This is a genomic window from Burkholderia sp. MSMB1826, from assembly GCF_001526325.1.
Classification (GTDB): Bacteria; Pseudomonadota; Gammaproteobacteria; order Burkholderiales; family Burkholderiaceae; genus Burkholderia.
In genome coordinates this window covers 24774-49956 of the sequence record NZ_LOYN01000026.1, presented here as the reverse complement: position 1 = coordinate 49956, position 25183 = coordinate 24774, and the positions used below count along the sequence as shown (strand labels likewise).

Here is a 25183-nt window from a genome sequence, read left to right as displayed (position 1 = left end):
GCAGAGAACAGAAAGCAAAACAACGGTGCAGCAAGAGGGCTGGTCTCCACTCATCCGCCGCGTGCCGCGGCGCCACAGTCAAGGGGTCTGAAGATGAACGAAGTGCCGGTACACAAGCGTTTCCATGCATGGGCGACTGGCGCGGCCCGTGTCGCCGTGGCCGTGGCCGTCGCGCTCGGCGCCGCTGAGGCGGCGCACGCGAAGACGTCGCTGCTCGTCTACACCGCGCTGGAAGACGAGGCGATGAAGCCCTACAAGGACGCGTTCGAGAAGGCGAACCCCGATATCGAGATCCGCTGGGTGCGCGACTCGACCGGCTCGGTCACCGCGAAGCTGCTCGCGGAAAAGAACAACCCGCGCGCGGACGTCGTGCTCGGCCTCGCCGCGTCGAGCCTCACGCTGCTCGACCTGCAAGGCATGCTGATGCCGTACGCGCCGAAGGGCTTCGACCAGCTCACGCGCAAGTACAGCGACGCGAACACGCCGCCGCACTGGGTCGGCATGGACGTGTGGGGCGCGACGATCTGCTACAACCGCGTCGCCGCGCAAGCGAAGAACATCCCGAAGCCGACGTCGTGGGAAGACCTGACGAAGCCGGTCTACAAAGGCGCGATCGTGATGCCGAGCCCGGTGTCGTCGGGCACCGGCTACCTCGACGTGACCGCATGGCTGCAGACCTTCGGCGACGACAAAGGCTGGAAATTCATGGACGCGCTCGACAAGAACGTCGCGCAGTACGTGCATTCGGGCTCGAAGCCGTGCACGCTCGCGGGCACCGGCGAATTCCCGATCGGCATCTCGTTCGAGTTCCGCGGCCACGAACTGCAGGCGCAGGGCGCACCGATCGATCTCGTGTTCCCGAAGGAAGGGCTCGGCTGGGACATGGAAGGCACGGCGATCATGAAGACGACGAAGCAGCCCGACGCCGCGAGGAAGCTCGCCGACTTCATGGCGAGCAAGGAAGCGAACCAGATCACCGCGCGCTGGTGGGCGATCGTCGCGTATCCGGGCGTGGCGCGCAAGCTGGCCGGCATCCCCGACAACTACCCGGACCTGCTCGTGAAGAACGACTTCGTGTGGTCGGCCAAGAACCGCCAGTCGATCCTCGATACGTGGCAGAAGCGTTACGGGGCGAAAGCGCAGCAATGACGCTGCCCGCGGCGGGGTCGCGCCGCACGCCGCCCCGCGTCACCCTTTCCGTCGTCGAACCCGGCCCCCGGGGCCGCCCCTCCATGGAGGCGCGCATGGCACCTTATCTGAGCGTAGAACGCATCGAGAAGCGGTACAACGACACGCAAGTCCTCACCGACATCGACCTGAACGTGATGAAGGGCGAGATGATCTGCTTCCTCGGGCCGTCCGGCTGCGGGAAGACCACGCTGCTGCGGATCATCGCGGGGCTCGAGACGCAGAACGCCGGCCACATCATGCAGGACGGCCGCGACATCTCGCGGCTGCCGCCGCAACTGCGCGACTACGGGATCGTGTTCCAGTCGTATGCGCTGTTCCCGAACCTCACCGTGTACGACAACGTCGCGTACGGGCTCGTGAACCGCAAGATGAAGCGCGACGCGATCCACGAGCGCGTGCATACGCTGCTCGCGCTGGTCGGTTTGCCCGACAGCCATCGCAAGCACCCCGGTCAATTGTCCGGCGGTCAGCAGCAGCGCATCGCGCTGGCGCGTGCGCTCGCCACGTCGCCCGGCCTGCTGCTGCTCGACGAGCCGCTGTCGGCGCTCGACGCGCGCGTGCGCGTGCGGCTGCGCCAGGAAATTCGCGCGCTGCAGCAGCGGCTCGGCGTGACGACGATCATGGTCACGCACGACCAGGAAGAAGCGCTGTCGATGGCCGATCGCATCGTCGTGATGAACCACGGCGTGATCGAACAGATCGGCACCCCGCTCGAAATCTACCGGCAGCCGGCATCGCCGTTCGTCGCGGATTTCATCGGCCGCGTCAACACGATTCCCGCCGAAGTCGCGCACGACGGCACGCTGCGCGCGGGCGCGGTCGGCCTCGATTGCCGCCACGGTGCGGCCCGCCCCGCGCAGGGCGCGGCGGTGTCGGTCTACGTGCGGCCCGAGGACCTGCGCATCCGCGTGCCGGGCGAGACGCCCGACAACGTGCTGGCCGGCCGCGTCGAGAAGCTCGAATTCCTCGGCGCGTTCTGCCGCGTGAGCTTCCGGATCGACGGGCTCGACGGCCAGGAGATCGTCGCCGACCTGTCGTATCGCGACATCGACCGCACCGGCGTGCAGGCCGGCGCGCGCATCGACCTCGCGCTCGATCGCGAGCATGTCCGCGTGTTCCCGTGCGCGAAGGAGCGACTGCAATGAGCACCGTCCTGACCGAGCGCCGCCGCGGCACGTCCGCCCCCACCGACGTGCGACAGATCACGCACTGGCACGACCGCATCGCCCAGCTCGCGCTCTTCGCGATGGCCGCGCTGATGTCGCTGTTCCTGCTGCTGCCGCTCGCGCTCGTCGTGCAGAAATGCTTCGTCGACGCCGACGGCCGTTTCGTCGGCGCGCACAACTTCGTCGAGTATCTCGAGGACAGCGGCGTGCTGCGCTCGATGTTGCATTCGCTGACGGTCGGCGCGCTCGTCACGGCGATCGTCGTGCCGATGGCGTTCACGTTCGCGTATGCGCTGACGCGCTCGTGCATGCCGCTGAAGAACGCCGCGCGCACGATCGCGCTGCTGCCGCTGCTCGCGCCGACGCTGCTGTCGGCCGTGTCGTTCATCTACTGGTTCGGCAACGCGGGGCTGCTCAAGCCGCTGCTGCACGGCCATTCGATCTACGGGCTGCCGGGCATCGTGCTGAGCATGGTGTACGCGTCGTTCCCGCACGTGCTGATGATCCTCGTCACCGCGCTGTCGCTCGCGGACGGCCGGCTCTACGAGGCCGCCGACGCGATGGGCACGGGTCGCATGCGCAAGTTCTTCACGATCACGCTGCCCGGCGCGAAGTACGGGCTGATCAGCGCGACGATGGTCGCGTTCACGATGTGCATCAACGACTTCGGCGTGCCGGTCGTGATCGGCGGCTCGTACAACGTGCTGTCGACCGACATCTACAAGCTGATCATCGGGTTGCAGGACTTCAACCGCAGCGCGGTGGTGAGCCTGATGCTGCTGTGCCCGGCGCTCGTCGCGTTCGGCATCGACCTCTTCGTCCGCCGTCGCCAGCAGTCGCAGCTCGGCGCGCGCTCGACGCCGTACCAGCCGAAGCCGTCGCGCGGCTTCGACGCCGCGATGCTCGCGTACTGCGCGCTCGTGTGCGCGTTCTTCATCGCGGTGGTCGGCATCTCGGTGTTCGCGTCGTTCGTGAAGTTCTGGCCGTACCAGATGAGTCTCGGGCTGCAGCACTACCGGATGGGATTGATCGCGGCCGGCATCTTCGACGCGTATAGGAACAGCTTGCGGATGGCCGCGACGGTGGCCCTCGGCGGCACGATCGTCGTGTTCGGCGCCGCGTACCTGATCGAGAAGACCCGCGGCGCGCGCTGGCTGCGCGGCTTCATCAGCCTGTGCGCGATCTTGCCGATGGGCGTGCCGGGGCTCGTGCTCGGCATCAGCTACATCTTCCTGTTCAACGCGCCCGGCAATCCGCTGAACGGGCTGTACGGATCGCTGTGGCTGCTCGCGATCGTCACGGTCGTCCACTACTACGCGTCGAGCCACCTCACGGCCGTCACCGCGCTCAGGCAGATCGACGGCGAGTTCGAGGCGGTGTCGGCATCGCTGAAGGTGCCGTTCTACAAGACCTTCCTGCGCGTGACGGTGCCCGTGTGCCTGCCCGCGATCCTGCTGATCGCGCGCTACCTGTTCGTCAACGGGATGACGACGGTGTCGGCCGTCGCGTTCCTGTACTCGCCGGACACGCAGCCCGCCTCGGTCGCGATCCTGAACCTCGACGACGCGGGCCAGATGGGCCCGGCCGCCGCGATGGCCACGCTCGTGCTCGCGACTTCGTCGTTCGCATGCGTGCTGTTCGCGTGCATCTCGCATCGCCTGCTGCGCCGTACGCAGGCGTGGCGCCATCCGCATCGCCGTTGAGTTCCCGCCGTATTCCCGTGACGTCCCGACTTCATCAAGGAGACACCATGACGCTCGCCGCCCAGCCCATCCTGCTCACCCCCGGCCCCCTGACGACCTCCGACCGCACGCGCGACGCGATGCTGCGCGACTGGGGCTCGTGGGACGGCGATTTCAACGCGATCACCGCGCGGCTGCGCGAACGGCTGCTGCAGATCGTGCACGGCGAGGGCACGCACGAATGCGTGCCGTTGCAGGGCAGCGGCACGTTCTCGGTCGAGGCGGCGATCGGCACGCTCGTGCCGCGCGACGGCCACGTGCTCGTGCCGAACAACGGCGCGTACTGCCAGCGCCTCGCGAAGATCTGCCGCGTGCTCGGCCGCCGGCTGACGACGATCGACTACCGCGAGGATCGCCGCGTCGATCCGGCCGACGTCGAGCGCGCGCTCGCCGCCGATCCGACCATCACGCACGTCGCGCTCGTCCACTGCGAAACGGGCGCCGGCGTGCTGAACCCGCTGCACGACGTCGCGCAGGCCGTCGCGAAGCACGGGCGCGCGCTGATCGTCGATGCGATGAGCTCGTTCGGCGCGATCGACATCGACGCGCGCACGACGCCGTTCGACGCGGTGATCGCCGCGTCCGGCAAGTGTCTCGAAGGCGTGCCGGGGCTCGGCTTCGTGATCGCGAAGCGCAGCGTGCTCGAACGCAGCGAAGGCAACAGCCACTCGCTCGCGATGGACCTGTACGACCAGTGGGTCTACATGCAGCGCACGACGCAGTGGCGCTTCACGCCGCCGACGCACGTGGTCGCCGCGCTCGACGCGGCCGTCGCGCAATACGTCGACGAAGGCGGACTCGCCGCGCGCGGCGGCCGCTATCAGCGCAACTGTCGCGCGCTGATCGACGGGATGCGCGCGCTCGGCTTCCGGCCGTTCCTCGATCCGGCGATCCAGGCGCCGATCATCGTCACGTTCCATGCGCCGGACGATCCGAACTACGATTTCAAGCGGTTTTATCAGGAGGTCAAAAAGCGCGGCTACATTCTCTATCCGGGCAAGCTGACCGAAGTGGAGACGTTCCGCGTCGGCTGCATCGGCCATTTCGGCGAAGCCGGGATTCCGGGCGCCGTCGCGGCCATTGCCGACACGCTGAAAGCGATGGGCGTGCGCCGCGTATCGGCCGAAGCGGCGGCATGACGAGGTGACGCGAGGCACCCGGCCGCGTGCGCACGCGCATGCGGCCGCCCGTTTTCCCGGCCGTGCGTCGCGCGGCCCCTTACCTTATCGACGAACCTTCCGATGCGCCCCTTCTGGATCGAACAAGCGCTGTTCAACGACGGCGATCTCGCCCCCGCGCTGCAAGGCGCGACGCAGGCCGACGTGTGCATCGTCGGCGGCGGCTACACGGGCCTCTGGACCGCGATCCAGGCGAAGCAGCAGCACCCCGCGCTCGACATCGCGATCCTCGAAGCCGACCTGTGCGGCGCCGGCGCGAGCGGGCGCAACGGCGGCTGCCTGCTCACCTGGTCCGCGAAATTCCTGACGCTGCGGCGTCTGTTCGGCGAAGCCGAGGCGATCCGGCTCGTGAAGGCGTCGGAAGCGGCGGTGCAGCACATCGCCGATTTCTGCCGCGCGCACGACGTCGATGCCGAATTGCGGCTCGACGGCACGTTGTACACCGCGACGTCCCACGCGCAGGTCGGTACGCTCGCGCCGGTGCTCGACGCACTCGCCGCGTGCGGCATCCACAGCTACGAGCCGCTGCCGCCCGCCGAAGTCGCGCGCCGCTCGGGCTCCGCGCGCAATCTCGACGGCGTCTACTCGCCGATCGCCGCGACCGTGCATCCCGGCAAGCTCGTACGCGGGCTGCGCCGCGTCGCGCGCGCGATGGGCATCAGGATCTACGAACGTACGCCGATGCTCGACTTCACGCCCGGCCAGCCGGCCGTCGTGCGCACGCCGTCGGGCAGCGTCACGGCGGGCAAGCTCGTGTTCGCGATCAATGCGTGGATGGCGAGCCGTTTCCCGCAGTTCGAACGCACGATCGCGGTCGTGTCGAGCGACATGGTGATCACGGAGAAATGCCCCGAGCTACTCGAGCGGACCGGGCTCGTGGACGGCGTGTCGGTGCTCGATTCGCGGATCTTCGTCTACTACTACCGAACGACGGCCGACGGGCGCCTGATGCTCGGCAAGGGCGGCAACACGTTCTCGTGGCGCAGCCGCATCGCGCCGGTGTTCGACCGCCGCTCGCCGTACGAGGCGCAGCTCACACGGAGCCTGCGCGCGTTCTTCCCGTCGCTGGCGGACGTGCCGATCACGGCAAGCTGGAACGGGCCGTCGGATCGTTCGGTCACGGGCTTCCCGTTCTTCGGCCGCCTCGACGGCGCGCCGAACGTGTTCTACGGGTTCGGTTATTCGGGCAACGGCGTCGGGCCAACCTACATGGGCGGGCAGATCCTGTCGTCGCTCGTGCTCGGCCTCGACAACGCGTGGACGCGCAGCCCGCTCGTGCGCGGCCCGCTCGGCCACTTTCCGCCGGAGCCGATCCGCTACGTCGGCGCGCACGTCGTGCGCAACGCGATTCGCCGCAAGGAACGCGCGGAAGACGAGAACCGGCAGCCGTCGGTCGTCGATACGTGGCTCGCGAAATTGGCGAGCGCGGCGGGGAAGGCCGACAAGGCGTGACGATGCGTCGGCCCGAACGCGCAACGAAAAAGGGACGCGGCGACGCGTCCCTTTGCCGATACGCGGCAGCCCGCGCGAACATCGCCGACGCTTATGCGCCAGCCTTCTCCCGCGCCGCCTTGCCCGCCGCGGGCAACCCCTGCTCGTGCGTGCGGCGCATCCGCGCGAGGCCGTGCGCGACGTGCTCGCGCACGAGCGCGACGGCCTTTTCCTCGTCGCCGGCCGCGAGCGCCTGCACGATCTTGTCGTGCTCGGCCGCCGACACGGCGATCGCATCCTCCTCGGCCTCGATCGCCGCCTGACGCAGCAAGCCGAGCTGGCGCACGAGCCGCCGGTAGGTATCGGTGAGATGCGTATTGCCGACGCCGACGACCATCGCGTCGTGGAACTGCACGTTCAACTCGGTGTAGCGCGTGACGTCGTGCGCCTTCGCGGCGTCCTTCATCGACTGGATGATGCCCTTCAGCACCTTCAGCGTGTCGGGCGAGATACGCTTCGCGAGCGCGCGCGCGACCGATTCGTCGAGCATCGCGCGCACTTCGTAGATCTCCTCGGCCTCGCGCAGCGGCACGACGCGCACGGTCACGCCGCGGTTCTTCTCGTTGCGCAGCAGGCCGGCCTGCTCGAGCGCGCGGAACGCTTCGCGCACCGGGCCGCGCGACACGTTCAGCTTGGTCGCGATCTCGACTTCGTTGAGCTTCTCGCCCGGTGCGTATTCGCCGGAGACGATCGCGCGCTCGAGCATGTCCTGGACGATCATCGCGAGCGACTGGCTTTGCAGGAGTTCGATGGCGCTGAGCGCGTTCGGGGCAGTCATGGTCGGGGCAGCGGGCTGGGGTGAAACGACGGCGCCATATCGGCGAATGATCCTTGTATACCCTCACCCCGGCATATTGTCAACAGTTTTCAGTTTCCAAAAGCCAATCCCGCGTGCCCGCACACGGGCGGACCCCGGCCGGCATGCAACCGGCACGCGGCGCTCGCGCGCTGCGGGGAACCGCCCCGCTTCGCGCGACGCCTGCGCAGCCGTCAGGCCGTGCGCTTCACCGGCCCCGGATCGCTGTGGCTCGGCCGGCCCGTCTCGACGTGGCCCGCGAAGCGGCGCACGACCTTGTCGTCGCCGCCGCGTAGCGTGGTCGCGGTGATCGTCAGATCGTACCAGCCGTGGCTCGACGACAGCTCGAAGTGCCCTTCGACGCGCTCGCCCGGCTCCAGCGTGTAGGTGCGTGCCTGCGCATGGCTGTACGCGTTGTCGACCGTCACGCGGCAGGTCGCGCGCCCGCTGTTGCGCAGTTGCAGGTACACGTGACGGTTGCGCACGTCGTAGCCGATCTTCGCTTCGGGGTTCGCGTGGCGGCCGTCCGCGGCGAGCCGCGTATTGCCCTGGAACTCGCACAGATAGCCGTTCGGGCCGTAGGCGGCCAGATGGTACTCGCCGCGCGCGGCGGACGTGCTCCACGTATCGACGAAGCGGTCGTGCGCGGACACCGCGTAGCGGCGCGGCGGCGTCGCCGGGTTGCGGCGGTCGTACACGTAGAACGCGGCGCCGGCGTCGCCGGTGTTCGCGAAGTCGAGCGACACGGTATCGTCGTGCGCGCCCACGCGGCTGTGCACGAACAGCTCGTACGGCAGCGCACGCGCCGGACGCGTGCCGGGTTCCTGCGCCGGCATCGACTGCTGCGCGGGCACCTGGTACGCCTGGCCGGCCGTCGCGATGTGCTGCGGCACCGTGAAGCTCACCGTGCGCGTGTCGGGGCGCGCGGAGAAGTCGAACGCCGACGTGAGATCGCCGCAGATCGACCGGCGCCACGCGCTGATGTTCGGCTCCTTCACGCCGAAACGCGCTTCGAGGAAACGCAGCACCGACGTATGGTCGAACGTCTCCGAGCAGACCCAGCCGCCCTTCGTCCACGGCGAGATGATGATCAGCGGCACGCGCGGCCCGAGGCCGATCGGCTGGATGCCGCCCGGATCGGCGCCCGGCACGAGCGGGCTCATCTCGCCCGGGTACTTGTTCAGGTCGAGCAGCTCGTCGCCGAGGTTCGACAGCAGGTTCGACGACACGATGCCCTGGCCGCCCACGCCGCTCGTGACCGGCGGCACCGGCGGCACGACGTGATCGAACAGCCCGTCGTTCTCGTCGTAGTTGAGGATGAACACCGTCTTCGCCCATACCTCGGGGTTCGACGTCAGCGCCTCGAGCACCATGTTGATGTAGAACGCGCCGTCGGTCGGCGACGCCTGCGGGTGCTCGCTGTACTTGTACGGCGACACGATCCACGACACCTGCGGCAAGCGGTTGGCCTGCACGTCGGCCTTCAGTTCGGCGAGCGTGTGGTTCGACGCGCCCTTGTCGACCAGCGGGCCGCTCGCGCCTTCCTTCACCTGGAAGCGCTTGAAGAACATCAGCGAGTTGTCGGTGTAGTTGTCGGTCGGGTCGCCCGGGATGCCGGTGCCGCCCTGGTACACCTTCCAGCTGATCTTCGCGTCCTCCAGGCGTTCGGCGTAGGTCGTCCACGTGTAGCCGTTCACGTCGTTGCGCTCGCCGATGCCCGGGCCGTTCGGCGCGCTGCCGTAGACGTTGCGCGAGTCGACCGTGCCGGTCCACAGGTAGATGCGGTTCGGCGCGGTGTCCGCATGCGCGGAGCAGAAGTACGAATCGCAGATCGTGAACGCGTCGGCCAGCGCGTAGTGGTACGTGAGATCCTGGCGCTTCAGGTAGCCCATCGTCAGCACGTCCTGCTTCTGGTTCACCCACTGATCCCACTGGCCGTTGTTCCAGGACAGGTGCCCGCTGCTCCAGCCGTGGTTGGTGCCCGGCTGGAATTCGGTCGTCTGCTTCGGATCGAGATAGAACGGCAGCACGTACGGCGCCGACGGATCGAGCCCGCGCGAATGGTAGTTCTTCGTGAACACCGACGCCGGCGGCTGCTGCCACACCGGCGCGCCGTTCGGCAGCAGATGCGGACGCGGGTCGTCGAAGCCGCGCACGCCGCGCAGCCCGCCGAAGTAATGGTCGAACGAACGGTTTTCCTGCATGAAGATCACGACGTGCTCCACGTCGCGGATCGTGCCGGTGCGATAGGCGGCCGGCATCGCCAGCGCATTGCGGATCGCGGGCGGGAAGCCCGCATAGGCGGCCATCGCGCCGGCCGACTGCGCGGCGAGGCGCAGGAAATCGCGTCGATTGTTCGAGGACATGAAGAGAGCCTTGTGGTCGTGGGGAGTGGGGTCGCCGGGCGAGCGGGGCCGGCGTTTCTGCGTCGCCGTTATTACCCCGCACCGGCATGTCCCGGCCGTGACCGGTTCCCGCAGGTTTCTTGCGCTCATCCCCAGCTTTTTTTCGAAGCCGCGCACGACGCGCCTTTCATGCGGCCGACACATGCGTACGCTACGCTGACGCGCGATGAAGAGGGGGGAGAAGCCGACACGTGTTCGATCAGCTGAAGGCGTTCCATGCGACCGTCCGGCAAGGCAGCATCACGCGCGCCGCGCGCCACCTCGGCGTGAGCCAGCCGACGATTGCCGCGCAGATCCGGCAGGTCGAGCAGTTGTACGGCGTCGAGCTGTTCTACCGCAGCGGCCGCAAGCTCGAAGTGACCGAGACGGGCATCGAGCTGTTGCCGCTCGTCGAGAAGATGATCGCGCTCGAGGCGCAGGCCGACATCATGCTGCGCAACGTCGGCGGCCTGTTCGAAGGCCACCTGCGGATCGGCGCGACGGGCCCGTACTACATCATGGATGCGGTCGGCCGCTTCTCGAGCGCGCATCCGTCGATCGCGCTGACGTGCCGGATCGGCAACTCCGAGGAAATCCTGCAGGCGCTGCAGGAGTTCCGCATCGATCTCGCGGTCTCGTCGCAGCGCAACGACGCCGACGGCCTCGAACGCAAGGTCATCTCGACCGATCCGCTGGTGCTCGTCGTGCACCGCCGTCATCCGCTCGCGCGGTTCGATGCGATCGACCCGGCGCAGCTCGCCGACGTGCGACTGCTGATCCGCGAGGAAGGCTCGGTCACGCGCCGCTGCACGGAGACGATCCTCGCGGCGGCCAGCGTCGCGGCCGCCTCGGTCGCCGAGATCGGCAGCCGCGAAGCGATTCGCGAGGCGATCCTGCATGGGGTGGGCGGCAGCCTGTTTCCGCGCGGCGAGGCCGAGCGCCATCCCGACCTGCGCGTGATCGCGCTGCGCGGCGTCGATACGACGATCGACGAATACGTGTACTACCTGAAAGCGCGCCGCCAGAGCCCCGCGATCGACGCGTTCCTCGCGTGCATCCTGCCGAACGACGGCGAAGCGGCCGGCGCGGTCGATGCGGTTGAACCCGGACGAACGATGCGGCGGGCGAACGCGCGCTGAGCCGCCGCGCGTTCGCCGCTTCCGCCCACTACGTGGCGCTTTTCCCGCGCCTTCCCTCGTTGCTTTCCTCGTGCCTTCCTTCTGTCGTGGCGCCGCGCGTCACTTCGGCAGCGCCGGAATCATCCAGGTCAGCACGTGCTGCTGCAGGAACACCAGCACGCCGAGCAGCAGCGTGAGGATCACGCTGTGCCAGAAGGTTCGCGCGAACACGACACCCTCCCGCCCTTTCAGGTCCGTCGTCGACACGCCCGTCGCGATGTTCTGCGGCGAGATCATCTTGCCCATCACGCCGCCCGACGAGTTGGTCGCGGCCATCAGCACCGGATCGAGGCCGAGCTGCCGGGCGGCGACGACCTGCAGGTTGCCGAACAACGCGTTGCCCGACGTGTCGCTGCCGGACAGGAACACGGCGATCCAGCCGAGCGACGCCGACACCAGCGGGAACAGCGCACCCGTCGACGCGACGCCGGTGCCGAGCGTGTAGCTGATGCCCGAGTAGTTCAGCAGGTACGCGAGCCCGACGATCATCATCACCGTGACGATCGCGATCCACGTCTGCCGCCACGTCTTCACCACGCATTCGACAAACGCGCCGGGGCCGGTGCGCGTCAGCGCGGCCGTGACGATCGCCGACACGAGGATCGCGGTGCCCGTGCCGAGCGGCTGGAAATCCCAGATCGCCGCATACGGCTTGTGGTACAGCGACACGTACACCGCGTTGTGCAGGCCCGGCCACTTGATCTTCACGTCGCCGATCGCCGCGATGTTCGCGTGCACCCAGACGATCACGACCACCGACACGACGAGCCACGGCAGCCAGCCGCCGAAGCCCGCGCGCGCGGCGCCGGCCGCGGCCGGCACGCTGCGCGCGAGCGCGTATTGCGGATCGGGCTGCGGCTTCCACAGCTGCAGGAAGCCGATCGTCACGATCAGCGACGAGAGCGACGACAGCACGTCGGTGAGTTGGTAGCCGAGAAAGTTCGACGTGACGAACTGCGCGATCGCGAAGCTGCCGCCGGACACGAGCAGCGCGGGCCACAGCTTCGCGATCGAGCGCAAGCCGCCGTATGCGCCGACCACGTAGAACGGCAGCAGCAGCGCGAAGAACGGCAGCTGGCGGCCGACCATCTGCGCGAGTGTCGTGGGCGGCAGCGACGTGACCGCGCCGAGCACGGTGATCGGCACGCCGAGCGCGCCGAACGCGACCGGTGCCGTGTTGAACAGCAGCGTATAGGTGAGCGCTTCGAGCGCGGGGAAGCCGAGCGCGATCAGCAGCGCGCTGGTGATCGCGACCGGCGTGCCGAACCCGGAGATCCCTTCGAGCAGACAGCCGAACGAGAACGCGACGACGAGCAGCACGAGGCGGCGATCGTCGGGCAGGTTGTCGAGCATCCACTGCCGGAACTGGTCGAAGCGGCCGGACTTCACCGCGATGTTGTACAGCAGCAGCGCGTTGAAGACGATCCACATCACCGGCACGACCGCGAGCGCCATGCCGGCGCCGACCGCGTTGAACGCGAGCCCGGCCGGCATCCCCCACGCGCCGATCGCGACCGCGAGGCCCGCGACGAGCCCCGCGAGCGACGCCTGCCACGCGGGGCGGCGCAGCACGCCGAGCGCGATCAGCGCGACCGCGATCGGGATCGTCGCGACGAGGAACGACAGGAGCAGCGAATGGGCGACCGGCGTCAACGGTTGCGCGAAGACGATGCCGGGCGGTAGGGCGTCGGTGGGATTCATCGTGTCTCCAGATGTCGACCCGAGTGGGCGCTTCGGCGCGTACCCGGGTCCCATGCCTTGTGCGGCCGGCCCGGGTTCGCATGTCGATGCGCCGGGCTCGGTACAAGTCGATGTCCTGCAGTCGCGACCGCGATCGGGCGCTTGCGTACGCAACGACGTTGCGCGGCCAACCGATCGGTCGCTTAAAAGAGGTTAGGAGGCGCGACGCGCTTGTACAAGGGGGAGAAGCCCGATGCGGGCGAGCCCGTGCGGACCCGCCGCCGCACGATGGCAGGCTGATGGCGTGCCGCTGTCGCGTTCGACAGAAAACCCGTCGCAGCCGGCTCGCCGGTGGCCGCGCAATGTTGCGCGACCGGAAAAGGTGACTGCCAGCCGCGAGGATGTTTCGTTTGGCATCCGAAGCCTAGACTGGCTGCATCGTTTCCGGCCGCGCCGGCGATGGCGCGGCACCGGAACCCCACGGAGCAAACACGATGATGATGAAGAAACACGCGGCATGCGCGTTCGTGCTGATCGGCGCGGCGTTCGCCGCTCACGCGCAAGCCGCGTCGACGCTCACGCGCACGCAGGTCCGCCAGGAGCTCGTGGAACTGCAGGCCGCCGGCTACCGGACGAGCCTCGCCAGCAGCCCCGACTTTCCGCGGAACATGCAGGCGGTCATGCAACGTGCGGCGCAGGCGCGCGGCGAGGGCGACGCTGCCGGTTACGGCGGCGATGGCCAGACCCATGCGGAATCGGCCGGGCCGGCGCTGCCGCGTGCGGCCGATCGCGGCACGTACGCCCATCACTGATCGTCGACGGAACGGAATTGCAGTCGCATCGCGGCGCGGCGCACCGTGCGCCGGCCGCTTGCGCGATCGTCACACGCTGAAGCGATTCAGCGTATAGGCGCGATAGGCGGCGACGAACGCGTCGAACGATCCGGCCTCCTTCGCTTCGAGCTCGGCCTGCTCGGCCAGGGACTTCGCGGCGAGCGCCTGCTCGGCGCGCAGCGTGTCGGCCGACGGCGGGTGCGCGCGGAAATGCGCGGCATGCGCCTCGCTTTGAGCGAGCGCGAACGCGAGGAACGACTGACCGTTGTCGCGCATCGTGCGCAGCACGCGCGCGGACGGCGTGCGCTCCGGATCGGCGAGCTTCTCGCGTTGCGCGGCAATCGCGCGCGCATGCTCGTCGCCGCCGCGAATGTCGTCGAGACGGCGGCCGACGATGTCGATATCGGCCATCAGCGCGTCCGCCCACGCCTGCAGCGCGACCGGCTGGCCGTCGCGCATCAGCGCGAGCCCCGGCTTGCGGCCATCCAGCGTCACGCTGCCGAAGTTCGCGTTCGCTTCCTTGTACGCGTCGCAGTCGAGCGGCGCGCTTTCGTCGAGCGCGCAGGCGAGCAGGAACGCGTCGAGGAAGCGCGCGGTCTCCAGTGCGATGCCGGTCGGTTCGAACGGATCGATGTCGAGACAGCGCACTTCGATGTATTGCACGCCGCGCGACGCGAGCGCGTGCAGCGGCCGCTCGCCAGAATACGTGACGCGCTTCGGCCGGATCGTCGAGTAGAACTCGTTCTCGATCTGCAGCACGTTCGTGTTGATCTGGATCCACTCGCCGTCGCGATGCGTGCCGATCGCCTCGTACGCCGGATACGGCTCGCTGACGGCCTTCGACAGCGCGTCGAGATAGCCGGGCAGCGTGTTGTAGTCGACGTGCAGCGCGGCCTGGGCCGTCGTGTTCGAGTAGCCGAGATCGCTCATCCGCAGGCTGGTCGCATACGGCCGGTACAGCGTATCGGCGTCGAACGTCTCGAGCGCGTGCGGCTTGCCGCGCAGGAACTTCGTGTCGAGCACGGGCGACGCGCCGAACAGGTACATCAACAGCCAGCTGCGGCGGCGGAAGTTGCGGATCAGCGCGAGATAGCGTTCCGACTGGTAATCGACGAGCGTGGCCGTCGACCCTTCTTCCGCATGCAGGCGCCGCCACACTTCCTCGTGCAGCGAGTAGTTGTAGTGGATGCCGGCGATGCACTGCATCGTGCGGCCGTAGCGATACGCGAGGCCGCGCCGGTACACCGTCTTCAAACGGCCGATGTTCGACGTGCCGTAGTCGGCGATCGGGATCTGGTCGTCGGCCGGCAGCAGGCCGGGCATCGAGTCGCTCCACAGCATCTCGTCGCCGAGCGACGCATAGACGTAGCGATGCAGATCGTCGAGGCGTTCGAGCGTGAGCGCGGCGTCGCGCTCCGCGGGCGTGATCAGTTCGATCAGCGCTTCGGAATAGTCGGTCGTCAGCGCCGGATGCGTGAGCGCCGAACCGAGCGCGCGCGGATGCGGCGTGAACGCGATCATCCCGTCGCGCGTCACGCGCAGGCTTTCCTTTTCGATGCCGCGCAGGCCGTCGGGCAGATGCTGCCGCGTCGGGCCCGAGCTCAGCGCGTCGAGGCGATTCAGCAGCAGTTCGGACTGGCGGTGAGTCATGGTGTTCGACATGGAGACGCAAGTGCGTGACGGCCGCGCGCAGAACGCCGCGCGCGGCCGGCTGGATTGTTGGTCGCTTCGTTGGTAGCGGGCACTTTAACATCTCGCCGGAACCCGCGCTTGAGGTGGCCGCGGGCACGGCGCGCGGGCCTGAGCGGGCCGTCGGACGGGCCGGGCGCGGTCGTCCCGGCCGGTATCGCCGCTTCCGGACGACGCCGATCGGCACGCCGGCCGGCGCCATTCGTCGGACGGAACGCGAACGACGAACGGATGGCGACAGGTGCAACCTCGCCGCCGCATGGATCGCGAAACGACGCGTGTGCACGCATCGCACGCGCGACGCCCGGCCGACGCCGGACGCGCGAACTCGCCATGACGCGCCGCGTCACGCCGGCGCTTGCCGCATGCCGGCGTCGTGTGCGCAACGGGTTGCAGCCCGGCCGCGTTGCGGTCGCGCCGGTGGCGGGCCGCCGCGCTTACCCGCCGCGCGCGCCGCCCGCCCGGTCGGCCACTTCGTTCCACAGATGCAGCGCCGCATACGCGCGCCACGGCCGCCAGCCTTCGGTGCGGCGCTTCTGGCTGGTGAGCCGGTCGAGCGCCGGGTCGCGCGCGGCGATCGACTGCATCAGCACAAGATCGGATGCCGGCCACGCGTCCGGGTCGCGCCACGCGCGCATCGCGATGTATTCGACGGTCCACGGGCCGATGCCGGGCAGATCGAGCCATGCGCTGCGCAGCGTCGCGAGATCGGCATGCGCGCGGTCGACCGGCACGTCGCCGGCCGCCACCGCGCGCGCCACGCCGGTCAGCGCCGCCACGCGCTTGCCGGGCATCCCGATCTTGTCGAGATCGCACGCGGCCAGCGCGTCGGGTGTCGGGAAACGCCACGCGGGCGCGCCGTCGTCTTCATGAATCACGCGTTCGCCGGCCCGTTCGACGAGCCGGCCGACGATCGTCGTCGCGGCCTTCACGCTCACCTGCTGGCCGACGATCGCGCGCACGGCCAGCTCGAACCCCGACCACGCGCCCGGCACGCGCAACCCCGGCGCGGCCTCGACGAGCGGCGCGAACCACGGATCGCGCGCGAGCCCGCCGCCGATCGCGGCCGGATCGGCGCCGAGATCGAACATCGTCGCGACGCGTGCGGCGAATGCATCGTCGACGTGACGCGCGAGCGCCCCTTCGACGGTCGCGATCAGGCAATGCTTGCGCGGGTGTTTCGCGACGGTCAGCCGGCCGGCAATGCCGTGCAGATCGACGATGCGGCGATACACGCCGTCGGCGACCTGCTCGACGCCCGGAATCGCGCGCCCGCTGAAGAAGCGCAGCACGCGCGCCCAGTCGTACGGCGCCTTGTAGCGCAGCTCCATCTGCGCGGACGGCGGCACTGGGCCGCCGTCAGCAATGGATGTGATCGTTGTCGTCTCGATACTCAAACCGCACTGCCCTCCGTCTCGACTTCGGCTTCGTCGTTGTCGTGGATATGACGCGCCTCGGCCGCAAGCAGCGTCGCCTTGCGGCGCACGCCCCAGCGATAGCCGGCGAGCGCGCCGCCCTTTTGCACGACGCGGTGGCACGGGATCGCGAGCGCGACCGGATTCGACGCGCACGCGGACGCGACCGCCCGCACCGCGCGCGGCGAGCCGAGCGCCTCGGCGATCTCCGAATAGCTGCGCGTCTCGCCGTACGGGATATGCGTCAGCGCTTCCCACACGCGCTGCTGGAACGCGGTCGGCGCGATGTCGAGCGGCAGATCGAATGCGTGCCGCGTGCCGTCGAGGTACGCGCGGATCTGCGTGACGAACGGCGCGAGCCGGGCCGGCGATTCGATCAGTTCGGCCCGCGCGAACGCGTCCTTCAGCTCGCCGACGAGCGACGCCGCGTCGTCGCCGAACGCGATCCGGCAGATGCCCTGTTCGGTGGCGGCGACGAGCACCGTGCCGAGCGACGTCGACGCGGTCGCGTAGTCGATCCGCAGGCCCGCACCCTGGCGGCGGAAGGACGACGGCGCCATCCCCAACTCGCGCGGCACCGACGCATAGAGCCGCGACGGCGAGTTGAAACCCGCGTCGACGGCCGCCTGCGTGACCGGCTGCCCGCTTTGCAGCGCCTGCCGCAGCGCGGCGCCGCGCTGCGCGGCCTGGTACTGCCGCGGCGACACGCCGACCACGCGCTTGAAGAGCCGCTGCAGGTGGAACGGGCTCACGTGCACCGCGTCGCTCAACTGCTGCAGCGTGAGCCGCTCGGCGTGCGCGTCGAGCACCGCGCACGCGCGATTGACGATTTCCAGCTCGCGCGGCAGCCCTTCCGGCTGGCAACGCTTGCAGGGCCGGAAGCCGGCCGCGCGCGCGGCCGCCGGATCGGCGAAAAAGGACACGTTCTCGCGGCGCGGCTGGCGCGACGCGCAGGTCGGGCGGCAGAACACGCCGGTCGTGCTGACGGCATAGAAGAACGCGCCATCCGCATGCGGATCGCGTTCGGTCACGGCGGCCCAGCGGGCCTCGTCGGTCGGATAGGCGGTTTTCATCTGAACCTCGCACTCTCTAGTGTAGACGGTGCCTACTCTAGACATCGGCGCATGCCGTCGCGCCCTGAATCTTGCTCTGTGATTCGTGCCGATGAATCGGGGCCTGATCACTAAAAATAAATCCGACGAAACGCGCGCGACAGCCGCTCCCGCGTGGCTTTCGTCATCGCCGCGTCATCATTTTGCTGCAGTGCGGATGCGACAAATCGTCGTCCTGACGTTTTTTTGCAATCGGAATATTGCGTCGCACCATCGCCGTGTGTATAGTTGGAACTGTCTCCTCCATGTCTCCTCCTGATATGGATTAAGCCCGTTCCGCTCTGCGTGAACGGGCTTTTTTTCGTCCGTCGATTGTGGCGCGGTCCGGCCGGCAGCGCAGGCGCGATGCGTCTACACTCGATGCTCGTCGACTGCGAAGGAGTTCCCGCCCATGAAGCCCACCATCCGCGGAATCGATCACATCGTGCTGCGCGTGACCGACATGGCGGCCATGACACGCTTTTACTGCGACGCCGTCGGTTGCCATGTGGAGAAGGAGCAGCCCGACCTGGGCCTCGTGCAGTTGCGCGCCGGCGATGCGCTGATCGACCTGCTGGCGGTCGGCGGCCCGATCGACCGCCCCGACAGCGGCCCGCCCGGCACCGGGCGCAACCTCGACCACCTGTGCCTGCGGGTCGAGCCGTTCGACCCCGACGCACTGATCGCCCATTTCGCCGCGCATGGCGCGCGGCCGGAAGCGCCGGCGCAACGCTACGGGGCCGGCGGCTACGGGCCGTCGATCTACCTGTTCGATCCAGAAGGGAACATGGTCGAATTCAAGGGGCCGCCGGCCGCACTCGGCTGAACACGGCCGGCGCGCGGGCCGTCACGCGTCGGCGCGCGCCTTCAGCACCGTCCACTCGACCGCGACTGGATCGTGATCGGCGCTCGAGATCCACGCGGCGCCGTCCTGCACCGTGCACTGCAGGCGCATCGTGCGTTCAGCGAGCCGCCCGAGCGCAGCCGCGACGCCGTCGGCGAGCGACAGCACCTGCACGTTGCGCAGCCGTTCGACCTTGCTGCGCACGCCCTGCCACCAGATCTCCGATGTCTTGCCGCCGTAGGCGATCACCGTGACCTGCCCGGCACGGCCGGCCGCCTTCGAGATGCGCCGTTCGTCCGGCTGGCCGGCCTCGATCCATACGTCGATCGCGCCCGTCAGGTCCTTCTGCCACAGATCGGGCTCGTCGACGTCCGACAGCCCCTTGCAGAATTCGAGCCGCTCGTGCGCGAACAGCGCGAACGCGACGATGCGCACCATCATCCGGTCGTCGGTTTCCGACGGATGGCGCGCCACCGTCAGCGCGTGATCGGCGTAGTAATGCCGATCCATGTCGGCGATTTGCAGTTCGGCTTTGTAGATCGTGGATTTCAGCGCCATGCGGATGCGGCCCGGGCGGGCATTCGGTTCGGTCGGGCCGTGATGATACCGAATGCGCGCCGTCCGGCGTGCGGCATGCGCGATCCACAGCACAACGGCCCGGCATGGGCCGGGCCGTGTTCGATTCGCGCCGCCGGCCCGTCGGGCCGGCGCGCTCGCGCGTCCTGCGACGGCGCGGTGAGTGGACGGTTACTGCTTGACGAAGCGCGAATCGGTCCAGAGGCCTTGCTGGTCGCTGTTGTCGGCGCTGACGAACTGCACGTCGCCCTGGTCGACCGATACCACGCGGAAGCGCTGGCCTTCCGGCACCGACAGGCAGCGGAAGTCGTCGAAGTACTGCTGCTTCGCCTGCGACTTGCCGTCGCGTTCGTGACTCAGTACGGAGTCCAGATTGTCTTTCGACAGGCAGCCCCATGCGTTCTTCGTCAGCTGGATTTCCTGCTTCGGCTTGACGGCCGAATCGCCGCCGGCCTGGGCAATCGACACAGCGCAAAATGCGCCGACAAGGGCAAAAAGGACACCGGTACGCTTGATCATGTTCTGTCTCCAGGCTTGCGGGCACCAGGCTGGGTTAGCTATGTGTTTAAAGGTGATCGTGAACCCGCGTTTTTCACTTTAGAAGACCGGCAAACGATAGCAAGCACCTTTGTTGTGCGACCGCAATAGCGGCGGATTGTCGCACCCCGTGCGCAGCCCGCTTTTGGCGCGACGCATGCGGGCAGCAAGGGCTGCAGAACGATGCCCCGGCCCATGCCGCCGGGCGGAAAGCGTTACCCGGCAAGGCTTTCGGCAAAGTTACAGTGCGGCGATTGAACGGTTTGGATAATCCATTTCGCTATCCGGATCATTTTGATGCGTTGCACATAAAGTCGTCCGAAACGATTCGACTTTACCGCAGCGCGGAATCGCATTTACCTGAAACAAGAAAAATGCCAGATATAAGCGAATCCGTATTTATCCGGAGTTCCCCACATCCGTTCGGCGCCTGCGAAGCCCGTCGCAAGCGCCTTTTACCCATGTGGTGTTTACCCTGCTTTATTCAGCCCGATTGGCTGACGCGCGAAATAGTCGTGCTGGAAGATGCACATCCGATAAGCGTTGTGATACGCGCCATTCCCGAAAAATTCCTCCTTCAATTCGGCCTCGTGCTGGAATCCGCATTTCTCGTACACATGGATCGCCGCCGCGTTCGACGTATCCACGATCAGGTAAAGCTTGCGCATGTTCAGCACCTTGAACGCGTACTCGACCGCGAGACGCGTCGCCTGGCCCGCGTAGCCGCGCCCTTGGCATTGCGGCGCGATGATGATCTGGAACTCGCCGCGCCGGTGGATGTAGTCGAGCTCGATCAGCTCGACGAGGCCGACCAGTTCGTCTTGTCCATCGACCGCGACGAACCGGCGCTCGCGCTGGTCGTGCACGTGGCGGTCATACAGTTGCGACAGTTCCGAGAAGGTTTCGTACGGCTCCTCGAACCAGTAGCGCATGATCTTCGCGTCGTTGTTCAGCTCGTGGACGAAGCGCAGGTCCTGGCGCTCCAGCGGTCGTAGCGCGAGCGTGTGGGTATCGTTCTGGAGTTGCATGTTCATGTCCTGTTCGATGCCGGCGCACGTGCGGAACGCCGGCGCGGCACGGCCGCGCCCGGCCCGTCTCGCACTGTAAGAAATTGAACGCAGGCCCAGTTCAGAGCCTAGAATGGGAGCAAGGGTTCCCGCCACCGCAAGGAGGCTATCGTGATCGAGCAAGTCATACTCGGCATTTTCCTCGTGCTCCCGCTGGTCATCGTGGCTGCGCTGTTTTCCGACGAACTCTGGCAGGAGCATCGCCGCCAGCATCCGCGCGACGAGAACGCACCGCACATCGACTGGAAGCATCCGTGGCGCCGCGTGCGACGCGGGCATTGACGCCGATCCTCGTCGAACCGCAGCACGCGCCGGCCGGGCCATCCTGGGCCGGGTAGCATGCGGTGCACGATTCTTGCGCTTCGATCCGATTCCCGCCCAACCCGCGAGACACCGACGTGAACGACAAGCCCGCCCTTCCTCCACACGATATCCCGAACGAAACGATCGACCTGCAGATCGCCGATGTGCTGGCGGCCGTCCGCTATCCGGCGAACAAGGATGCGATCGTCGACGCCGCACGCGAGGCCGGCGCCAGCAACGACGTGCTGTCGATGCTCGACGGCCTGCCCGAACAGGATTACGCGGACGTCGACGCCGTCACGCGCTGCGTCGCCGGCAACTTCGGCCCGGGGCTCGGCATTTGAGCGGATCCCAATAACGAGATAGGATCGGACCGCGCCGGTCGTGCCGCGACCGGATGCATGCCGCTCGGCGCAAGATCGGGCGTTCGAGCACGCGTGTCCGGGGGACTCCATGGAAGGCATCCTGATCCAGCACACGACGCAACGTCAGCTGTGGTTCGGCGCGCTGACGGCGCTCGTCATCCTGCTTGCGCTCGGGATCGCCGCGCCGCACGCGAACGTCGCGCTGCCGGCCGTCGAGCCGTTCATGCCGATGTGCGCGCTCACCGTGTTCACGACCGCCAGCATCGCGGCGTTCTTCCTCGGCGCGCAGTTCACCGTGACGCGCCAGCCCGTGCTCGGTGCGCTCGGCGGCGCCTATGCGTTCACCGCACTTGCCGTCGCGCTGCAACTGCTCACCTTTCCCGGCGTGTTCGCGCCGCATGGCCTGCTCGGCGCGCGCCCGCAAAGCGCGGCATGGATGTGGATCTTCTGGCATGCCGGCTTTCCGTGCTTCGTGATGGCCGCGCTGTTCGCACGCGAGCGACTGACGCGCGCCCCGGTCGGCGAAAAAGCGACGCGCCGCTGGACGATCGCGCTCGTCGGCGGCCCGGCCGTCGCGGCGGCACTCCTGTGCGCGCTCGCGCTGAACGTGTCGCTGCCGCCCGCGTTCCATCCGCCTCGCGACGCAGCCGTGCTGCCCGTCAACGGCATCGCGCTCGTCGTATGGATCCTCAACGTGCTCGCGCTCGCGGCCGTGCTCGTCACCGGCCGGCTGCGCACGACGCTCGACCTGTGGCTCGCGATCGCGGTGCTCGCGTGCCTGACCGACACGACGCTGAACCTGCTGACGACGAACCGCTTCACGGTCGGCTGGTATGTCGCACGCGTGTTCAGCATGTTCACGCCCGGCGTGCTCGTGTGCGTGCTCGCGTGGGAAGTGACGATGCTGTATCAGCAGTTGTTCGAAGCGCATGCGACGCTGATCCGCTCTTCCGCGCGCGACGGGCTCACGGGCGCGTTCAACCGCAGCCACTTCAACGATCGTTTCCACATGCTGTTCCTGCAGGCGCGACGGCAGGGCGAACCGCTGTCGCTGCTGATGGTCGACGTCGATCACTTCAAGGCGTACAACGACGCGTTCGGCCACGTGAAGGGCGATGCGTGCCTGATCGCCGTCGCGAATGCACTGGCTGGCGCCGTGCGGCGGCCGGCCGATATCGTCGCGCGCTACGGCGGAGAGGAATTCGCGATCGTGCTGCCGAACACCGGCGCGCGCGGTGCGCGGGTCGTGGCCGACGAAGCGCGCGAAGCCGTGCTGCGGCTCGACCTCGCGATGCCCGATTCGCCGGCCGGGCGCGTGAGCGTCAGCATCGGCTGCGCGACCGTAGCGGCCGAGGATCTGTCGACGCCCGACGCGTTGATCGAAGCCGCCGATGCCGCGCTGTACCGGGCGAAGGATATGGGGCGAAACCGGGTCGTCGTCGCCTGAAAACGTCTGCTGTTTGGCTAATTGTTACGGTCATTGTGACCGGAATAATCCGCCGTTACGGATTGCGTGACGGGGATACCAACGCTTACAGCCGGTGTTGCGGGCGCTCGCTATGCTGGGTTCCATATCGAACCCGAGCAGGTGAACGCGATGAAGAAGACCCTTTTGCTGATTGCCGGCGTCGCCGTGTTGTTGAGCGGCTGTATCGTGGTGCCTGATGGTGGGTATTACGGGGATGGCGGGTATTACCATCATCATCGTCATTGGGATTGAATGTCCGGACTCGTATCGACAGGCACCCAGATTCATCGTGAGGCTTGAGATACCGCCGCAGGATCTGCCTGACGACAGCGGGGATAAAAGCCCCTTCCGCCTGTGTTAACATGCCCCGCTGCATACCGATTCAAGGGCCCTTCACCGTGGCGAAATTTTCAGACGGCAATCAGACGCCTCGTATCGCAACACGCGATCGCGACGTTCGAATCGCCGTCATGAAAAAGGTCCTTGCAGAGCCGCTGTCGAATCCCAACGTGCTCGTCGTGGAAGAGCTGGGGCTTGAGCACGGTGCATGCAGGGTCGACATCGCGGTGATCAATGGCGTCATTCACGGGTATGAGCTCAAAAGCGACACCGACACACTGCACCGTCTTCCGCTGCAGATCGACGCCTACTCGCGAGCGCTCGACAAGGCGACGCTCGTCGTGAGCGAACGGCACTTCGTCGAAGCGGCGAACCTGCTTCCACCGTGGTGGGGCATCAAGGTATCGCATGTCGGTCCTCGCGGAGCGGTTCACATCGAGACCGAGCGCGCCGCATCGATGAACCCCGACATCTCTCCCTTCCATGTCGCCCACCTTTTGTGGCGTGATGAAGCGCTGGCCATTCTGGAAGCCCTCGAAACCGACAAGAAGGCGCTGCGCGGCAGCAGGCAAGCGCTGTATACGCTGCTCACGCAACGCCTTTCCCCTTCGTCGCTTCGCGCGCAGGTCAGGGAAGCGTTGAAGCGCCGAACAAGGTGGCGACGTCCCTCACAACCTTCGTGACATGATGGTTGCTCCCCACCATCGGCCAGGTTGACGCACCGCCGGTACTCCCAGTGCCGCTCGCGCAGTCCTCGATGAATTGATCACCGTGTGAATAAGCGCCCCCCATGAAGATCGGCGGCTTGGCGGACACGATGCTCCTGCAAATGTCGGCGTACTGTGCGCGCCCATGTTTCTTGACCTGCACGCCCATCGCGATGAACCACTCATCGTCGATGGTGTACTTCACCCTTGCATTCGGATCGAGCATGCGCGGATCGATGAGCTCGGTCTCCGGATGCGCCACGGCGTAGTCGCCGAAAGTCGGCACACGCGTGCCGGCAGGCAGCATTCCGACAAGCGATTTGTAGCCGAGCCAATCATGACGCTTGATCAGGCCCGACGGCCGATAAGACGCCGACGGCAAAGTCTGCGGGAACGACGTCCCGGCAATCGTGACGGACCGCCATTCTTCGAGCTTGGGCAACTCGTCGAGCAACCCTTTCCACACCAATGCCTGCATCTTCGGGCTGGTTGCGATGTCGGCCGCGCAATCGAGTACGAGATCGCACGCGCCTTCTCCTATTCCGATCCCGTCCAGCAACGTATTCACTTCCGCACGCATCGAGATACCGAAGTCGTCCGGTGTCAGCCGGAGGCAGGCTCCCCGTCCATCGCGATCGACAATCGCCGTTACTGCAGCCATGTAGGCTTCGGAACGCCCCAATCCAAACACCGGCACTGGCATGGCTCCGGTGGCCCGCGCGAGGTCGAAGATATGGGCCAAGTGATGCGCGCCACTCTCTACACATGCGTCGCCGTCGATAAAGGGCGAATCGACAAAACAACGTCGTGTGTCCCATTTTTGTTTGAGTCGCACGCCAAACTTGCTCAAGTGCTCGTCGAGGCTCTTGGCCGGCGCTTCAGCTTCAAAATCCCACGCCTCCGTCGGCACCTCGAACAACGGTGTCACCCAATCCATGACGGTCGGCGTCAATCTGGACAGAGCAAGGTATTCCCCTTGACGCCATTTCAATACTGGAACGTAGTGGTTGTGATCGAACATGCTTTCCTCAAAATAGAACTCGTCGAAGTTGAGCACTTCCGCCATTCCGAGATGAATGGCGTCGTTTGAGGATTACAGTGTCGATTCAATATCGCAAGAGCGCCCACGGAATTTTGTCCAAT

23 protein-coding genes are annotated in these 25183 nt (G+C 67.3%); 13 read left to right on the top strand and 10 right to left on the bottom strand.

Features of this window, described 5'->3' with window-relative positions; genetic code table 11:
- Positions 1-93: 93 nt before the first annotated feature.
- From WS95_RS16330 to WS95_RS16310, 5 genes are all read left to right on the top strand, one after another.
- On the top strand, positions 94-1149 hold the full coding sequence (locus tag WS95_RS16330) for a putative 2-aminoethylphosphonate ABC transporter substrate-binding protein (RefSeq protein WP_059780740.1): 1056 nt from the start codon (positions 94-96) through the stop codon (positions 1147-1149).
- 95 nt (positions 1150-1244) lie between these two features.
- On the top strand, positions 1245-2336 hold the full coding sequence (locus WS95_RS16325; protein WP_059824773.1) for a putative 2-aminoethylphosphonate ABC transporter ATP-binding protein: 1092 nt from the start codon (positions 1245-1247) through the stop codon (positions 2334-2336).
- The gene (locus WS95_RS16320) at positions 2333-4060 is read left to right on the top strand and encodes a putative 2-aminoethylphosphonate ABC transporter permease subunit (RefSeq protein ID WP_059824677.1); all 1728 of its coding nucleotides are present in this window, start codon (positions 2333-2335) and stop codon (positions 4058-4060) included. The genes WS95_RS16325 and WS95_RS16320 overlap by 4 nt, the downstream gene beginning before the upstream one ends.
- A 47-nt stretch (positions 4061-4107) precedes the next feature.
- Positions 4108-5238: a 2-aminoethylphosphonate--pyruvate transaminase gene (locus tag WS95_RS16315; RefSeq protein ID WP_059824675.1), complete on the top strand. Its 1131-nt coding sequence runs from the start codon at positions 4108-4110 to the stop codon at positions 5236-5238.
- Positions 5239-5340: 102 nt separating this feature from the next.
- Positions 5341-6729, top strand: a complete 1389-nt coding sequence (locus WS95_RS16310; RefSeq protein ID WP_059824674.1) for an FAD-dependent oxidoreductase — start codon at positions 5341-5343, stop codon at positions 6727-6729.
- A gap of 91 nt (positions 6730-6820) precedes the next feature.
- Here WS95_RS16310 and WS95_RS16305 read toward each other — a convergent pair whose 3' ends face one another.
- Positions 6821-7546, bottom strand: a complete 726-nt coding sequence (locus WS95_RS16305; protein WP_034208715.1) for a phosphonate utilization associated transcriptional regulator — start codon at positions 7544-7546, stop codon at positions 6821-6823.
- A 212-nt stretch (positions 7547-7758) separates the two neighbouring features.
- On the bottom strand, positions 7759-9930 hold the full coding sequence (locus WS95_RS16300) for a phosphocholine-specific phospholipase C (RefSeq protein WP_059780736.1): 2172 nt from the start codon (positions 9928-9930) through the stop codon (positions 7759-7761).
- A 230-nt stretch (positions 9931-10160) separates the two neighbouring features.
- Here WS95_RS16300 and WS95_RS16295 point away from each other — a divergent pair, with 230 nt between their 5' ends.
- Positions 10161-11087 carry a LysR family transcriptional regulator gene (locus WS95_RS16295; RefSeq protein WP_059824672.1) on the top strand — a complete coding sequence of 309 codons (927 nt, stop codon included), beginning with the start codon at positions 10161-10163 and terminating at the stop codon, positions 11085-11087.
- 99 nt (positions 11088-11186) lie between these two features.
- Here the strand turns inward: WS95_RS16295 and WS95_RS16290 are convergent, their stop codons facing one another.
- Complete coding sequence (locus WS95_RS16290) at positions 11187-12827, bottom strand: L-lactate permease (protein WP_059824670.1); 1641 nt, start codon at positions 12825-12827, stop codon at positions 11187-11189.
- Positions 12828-13300: 473 nt separating this feature from the next.
- On the opposite strand from WS95_RS16290, the gene WS95_RS16285 reads away from it, so the two are divergent.
- On the top strand, positions 13301-13618 hold the full coding sequence (locus WS95_RS16285) for a DUF4148 domain-containing protein (RefSeq protein WP_059824669.1): 318 nt from the start codon (positions 13301-13303) through the stop codon (positions 13616-13618).
- A gap of 69 nt (positions 13619-13687) precedes the next feature.
- Here WS95_RS16285 and gshA read toward each other — a convergent pair whose 3' ends face one another.
- From gshA to ada, 3 genes are all read right to left on the bottom strand, one after another.
- Entirely contained in the window at positions 13688-15301 is a 1614-nt protein-coding gene (gene gshA / locus WS95_RS16280) for a glutamate--cysteine ligase (RefSeq protein WP_059824667.1), read from the bottom strand.
- A 464-nt stretch (positions 15302-15765) separates the two neighbouring features.
- Positions 15766-16725, bottom strand: a complete 960-nt coding sequence (locus tag WS95_RS16275) for a DNA-3-methyladenine glycosylase family protein (RefSeq protein WP_059824666.1) — start codon at positions 16723-16725, stop codon at positions 15766-15768.
- On the bottom strand, positions 16722-17816 hold the full coding sequence (ada, locus tag WS95_RS16270; RefSeq protein WP_059780731.1) for a bifunctional DNA-binding transcriptional regulator/O6-methylguanine-DNA methyltransferase Ada: 1095 nt from the start codon (positions 17814-17816) through the stop codon (positions 16722-16724). Before ada ends, WS95_RS16275 begins: the two co-directional genes overlap by 4 nt.
- Positions 17817-18246: 430 nt before the next feature.
- On the opposite strand from ada, the gene WS95_RS16265 reads away from it, so the two are divergent.
- Positions 18247-18660 carry a VOC family protein gene (locus tag WS95_RS16265; protein WP_034208723.1) on the top strand — a complete coding sequence of 138 codons (414 nt, stop codon included), beginning with the start codon at positions 18247-18249 and terminating at the stop codon, positions 18658-18660.
- Between the two features lie 21 nt (positions 18661-18681).
- Here WS95_RS16265 and WS95_RS16260 read toward each other — a convergent pair whose 3' ends face one another.
- The 3 genes from WS95_RS16260 to speG all read right to left on the bottom strand — a co-directional run bounded on the left by WS95_RS16260 (position 18682) and on the right by speG (position 20819).
- Positions 18682-19236 carry a YaeQ family protein gene (locus WS95_RS16260; protein ID WP_059501487.1) on the bottom strand — a complete coding sequence of 185 codons (555 nt, stop codon included), beginning with the start codon at positions 19234-19236 and terminating at the stop codon, positions 18682-18684.
- A gap of 189 nt (positions 19237-19425) precedes the next feature.
- Positions 19426-19773 carry a surface attachment protein Sap1 gene (gene sap1, locus WS95_RS16255; RefSeq protein ID WP_034208724.1) on the bottom strand — a complete coding sequence of 116 codons (348 nt, stop codon included), beginning with the start codon at positions 19771-19773 and terminating at the stop codon, positions 19426-19428.
- Between the two features lie 488 nt (positions 19774-20261).
- On the bottom strand, positions 20262-20819 hold the full coding sequence (gene speG, locus WS95_RS16250) for a spermidine N1-acetyltransferase (RefSeq protein ID WP_034208787.1): 558 nt from the start codon (positions 20817-20819) through the stop codon (positions 20262-20264).
- A 150-nt stretch (positions 20820-20969) separates the two neighbouring features.
- On the opposite strand from speG, the gene WS95_RS35365 reads away from it, so the two are divergent.
- The 5 genes from WS95_RS35365 (at position 20970) to WS95_RS33490 (ending at position 24016) form a co-directional block, all read left to right on the top strand.
- Entirely contained in the window at positions 20970-21140 is a 171-nt protein-coding gene (locus WS95_RS35365) for a hypothetical protein (protein WP_006489933.1), read from the top strand.
- Positions 21141-21256: 116 nt separating this feature from the next.
- Positions 21257-21505, top strand: a complete 249-nt coding sequence (locus WS95_RS16245) for a DUF2795 domain-containing protein (protein WP_059824664.1) — start codon at positions 21257-21259, stop codon at positions 21503-21505.
- A gap of 109 nt (positions 21506-21614) precedes the next feature.
- The gene (locus WS95_RS16240) at positions 21615-22973 is read left to right on the top strand and encodes a sensor domain-containing diguanylate cyclase (protein ID WP_059824663.1); all 1359 of its coding nucleotides are present in this window, start codon (positions 21615-21617) and stop codon (positions 22971-22973) included.
- 150 nt (positions 22974-23123) lie between these two features.
- On the top strand, positions 23124-23246 hold the full coding sequence (locus WS95_RS35760) for a hypothetical protein (RefSeq protein WP_257139829.1): 123 nt from the start codon (positions 23124-23126) through the stop codon (positions 23244-23246).
- 218 nt (positions 23247-23464) lie between these two features.
- Entirely contained in the window at positions 23465-24016 is a 552-nt protein-coding gene (locus tag WS95_RS33490; protein ID WP_082746931.1) for a sce7726 family protein, read from the top strand.
- Here the strand turns inward: WS95_RS33490 and WS95_RS16230 are convergent.
- Positions 23961-25097 carry a beta family protein gene (locus WS95_RS16230; RefSeq protein ID WP_257139814.1) on the bottom strand — a complete coding sequence of 379 codons (1137 nt, stop codon included), beginning with the start codon at positions 25095-25097 and terminating at the stop codon, positions 23961-23963. The genes WS95_RS33490 and WS95_RS16230 overlap by 56 nt on opposite strands.
- Positions 25098-25183 lie beyond the last annotated feature (86 nt).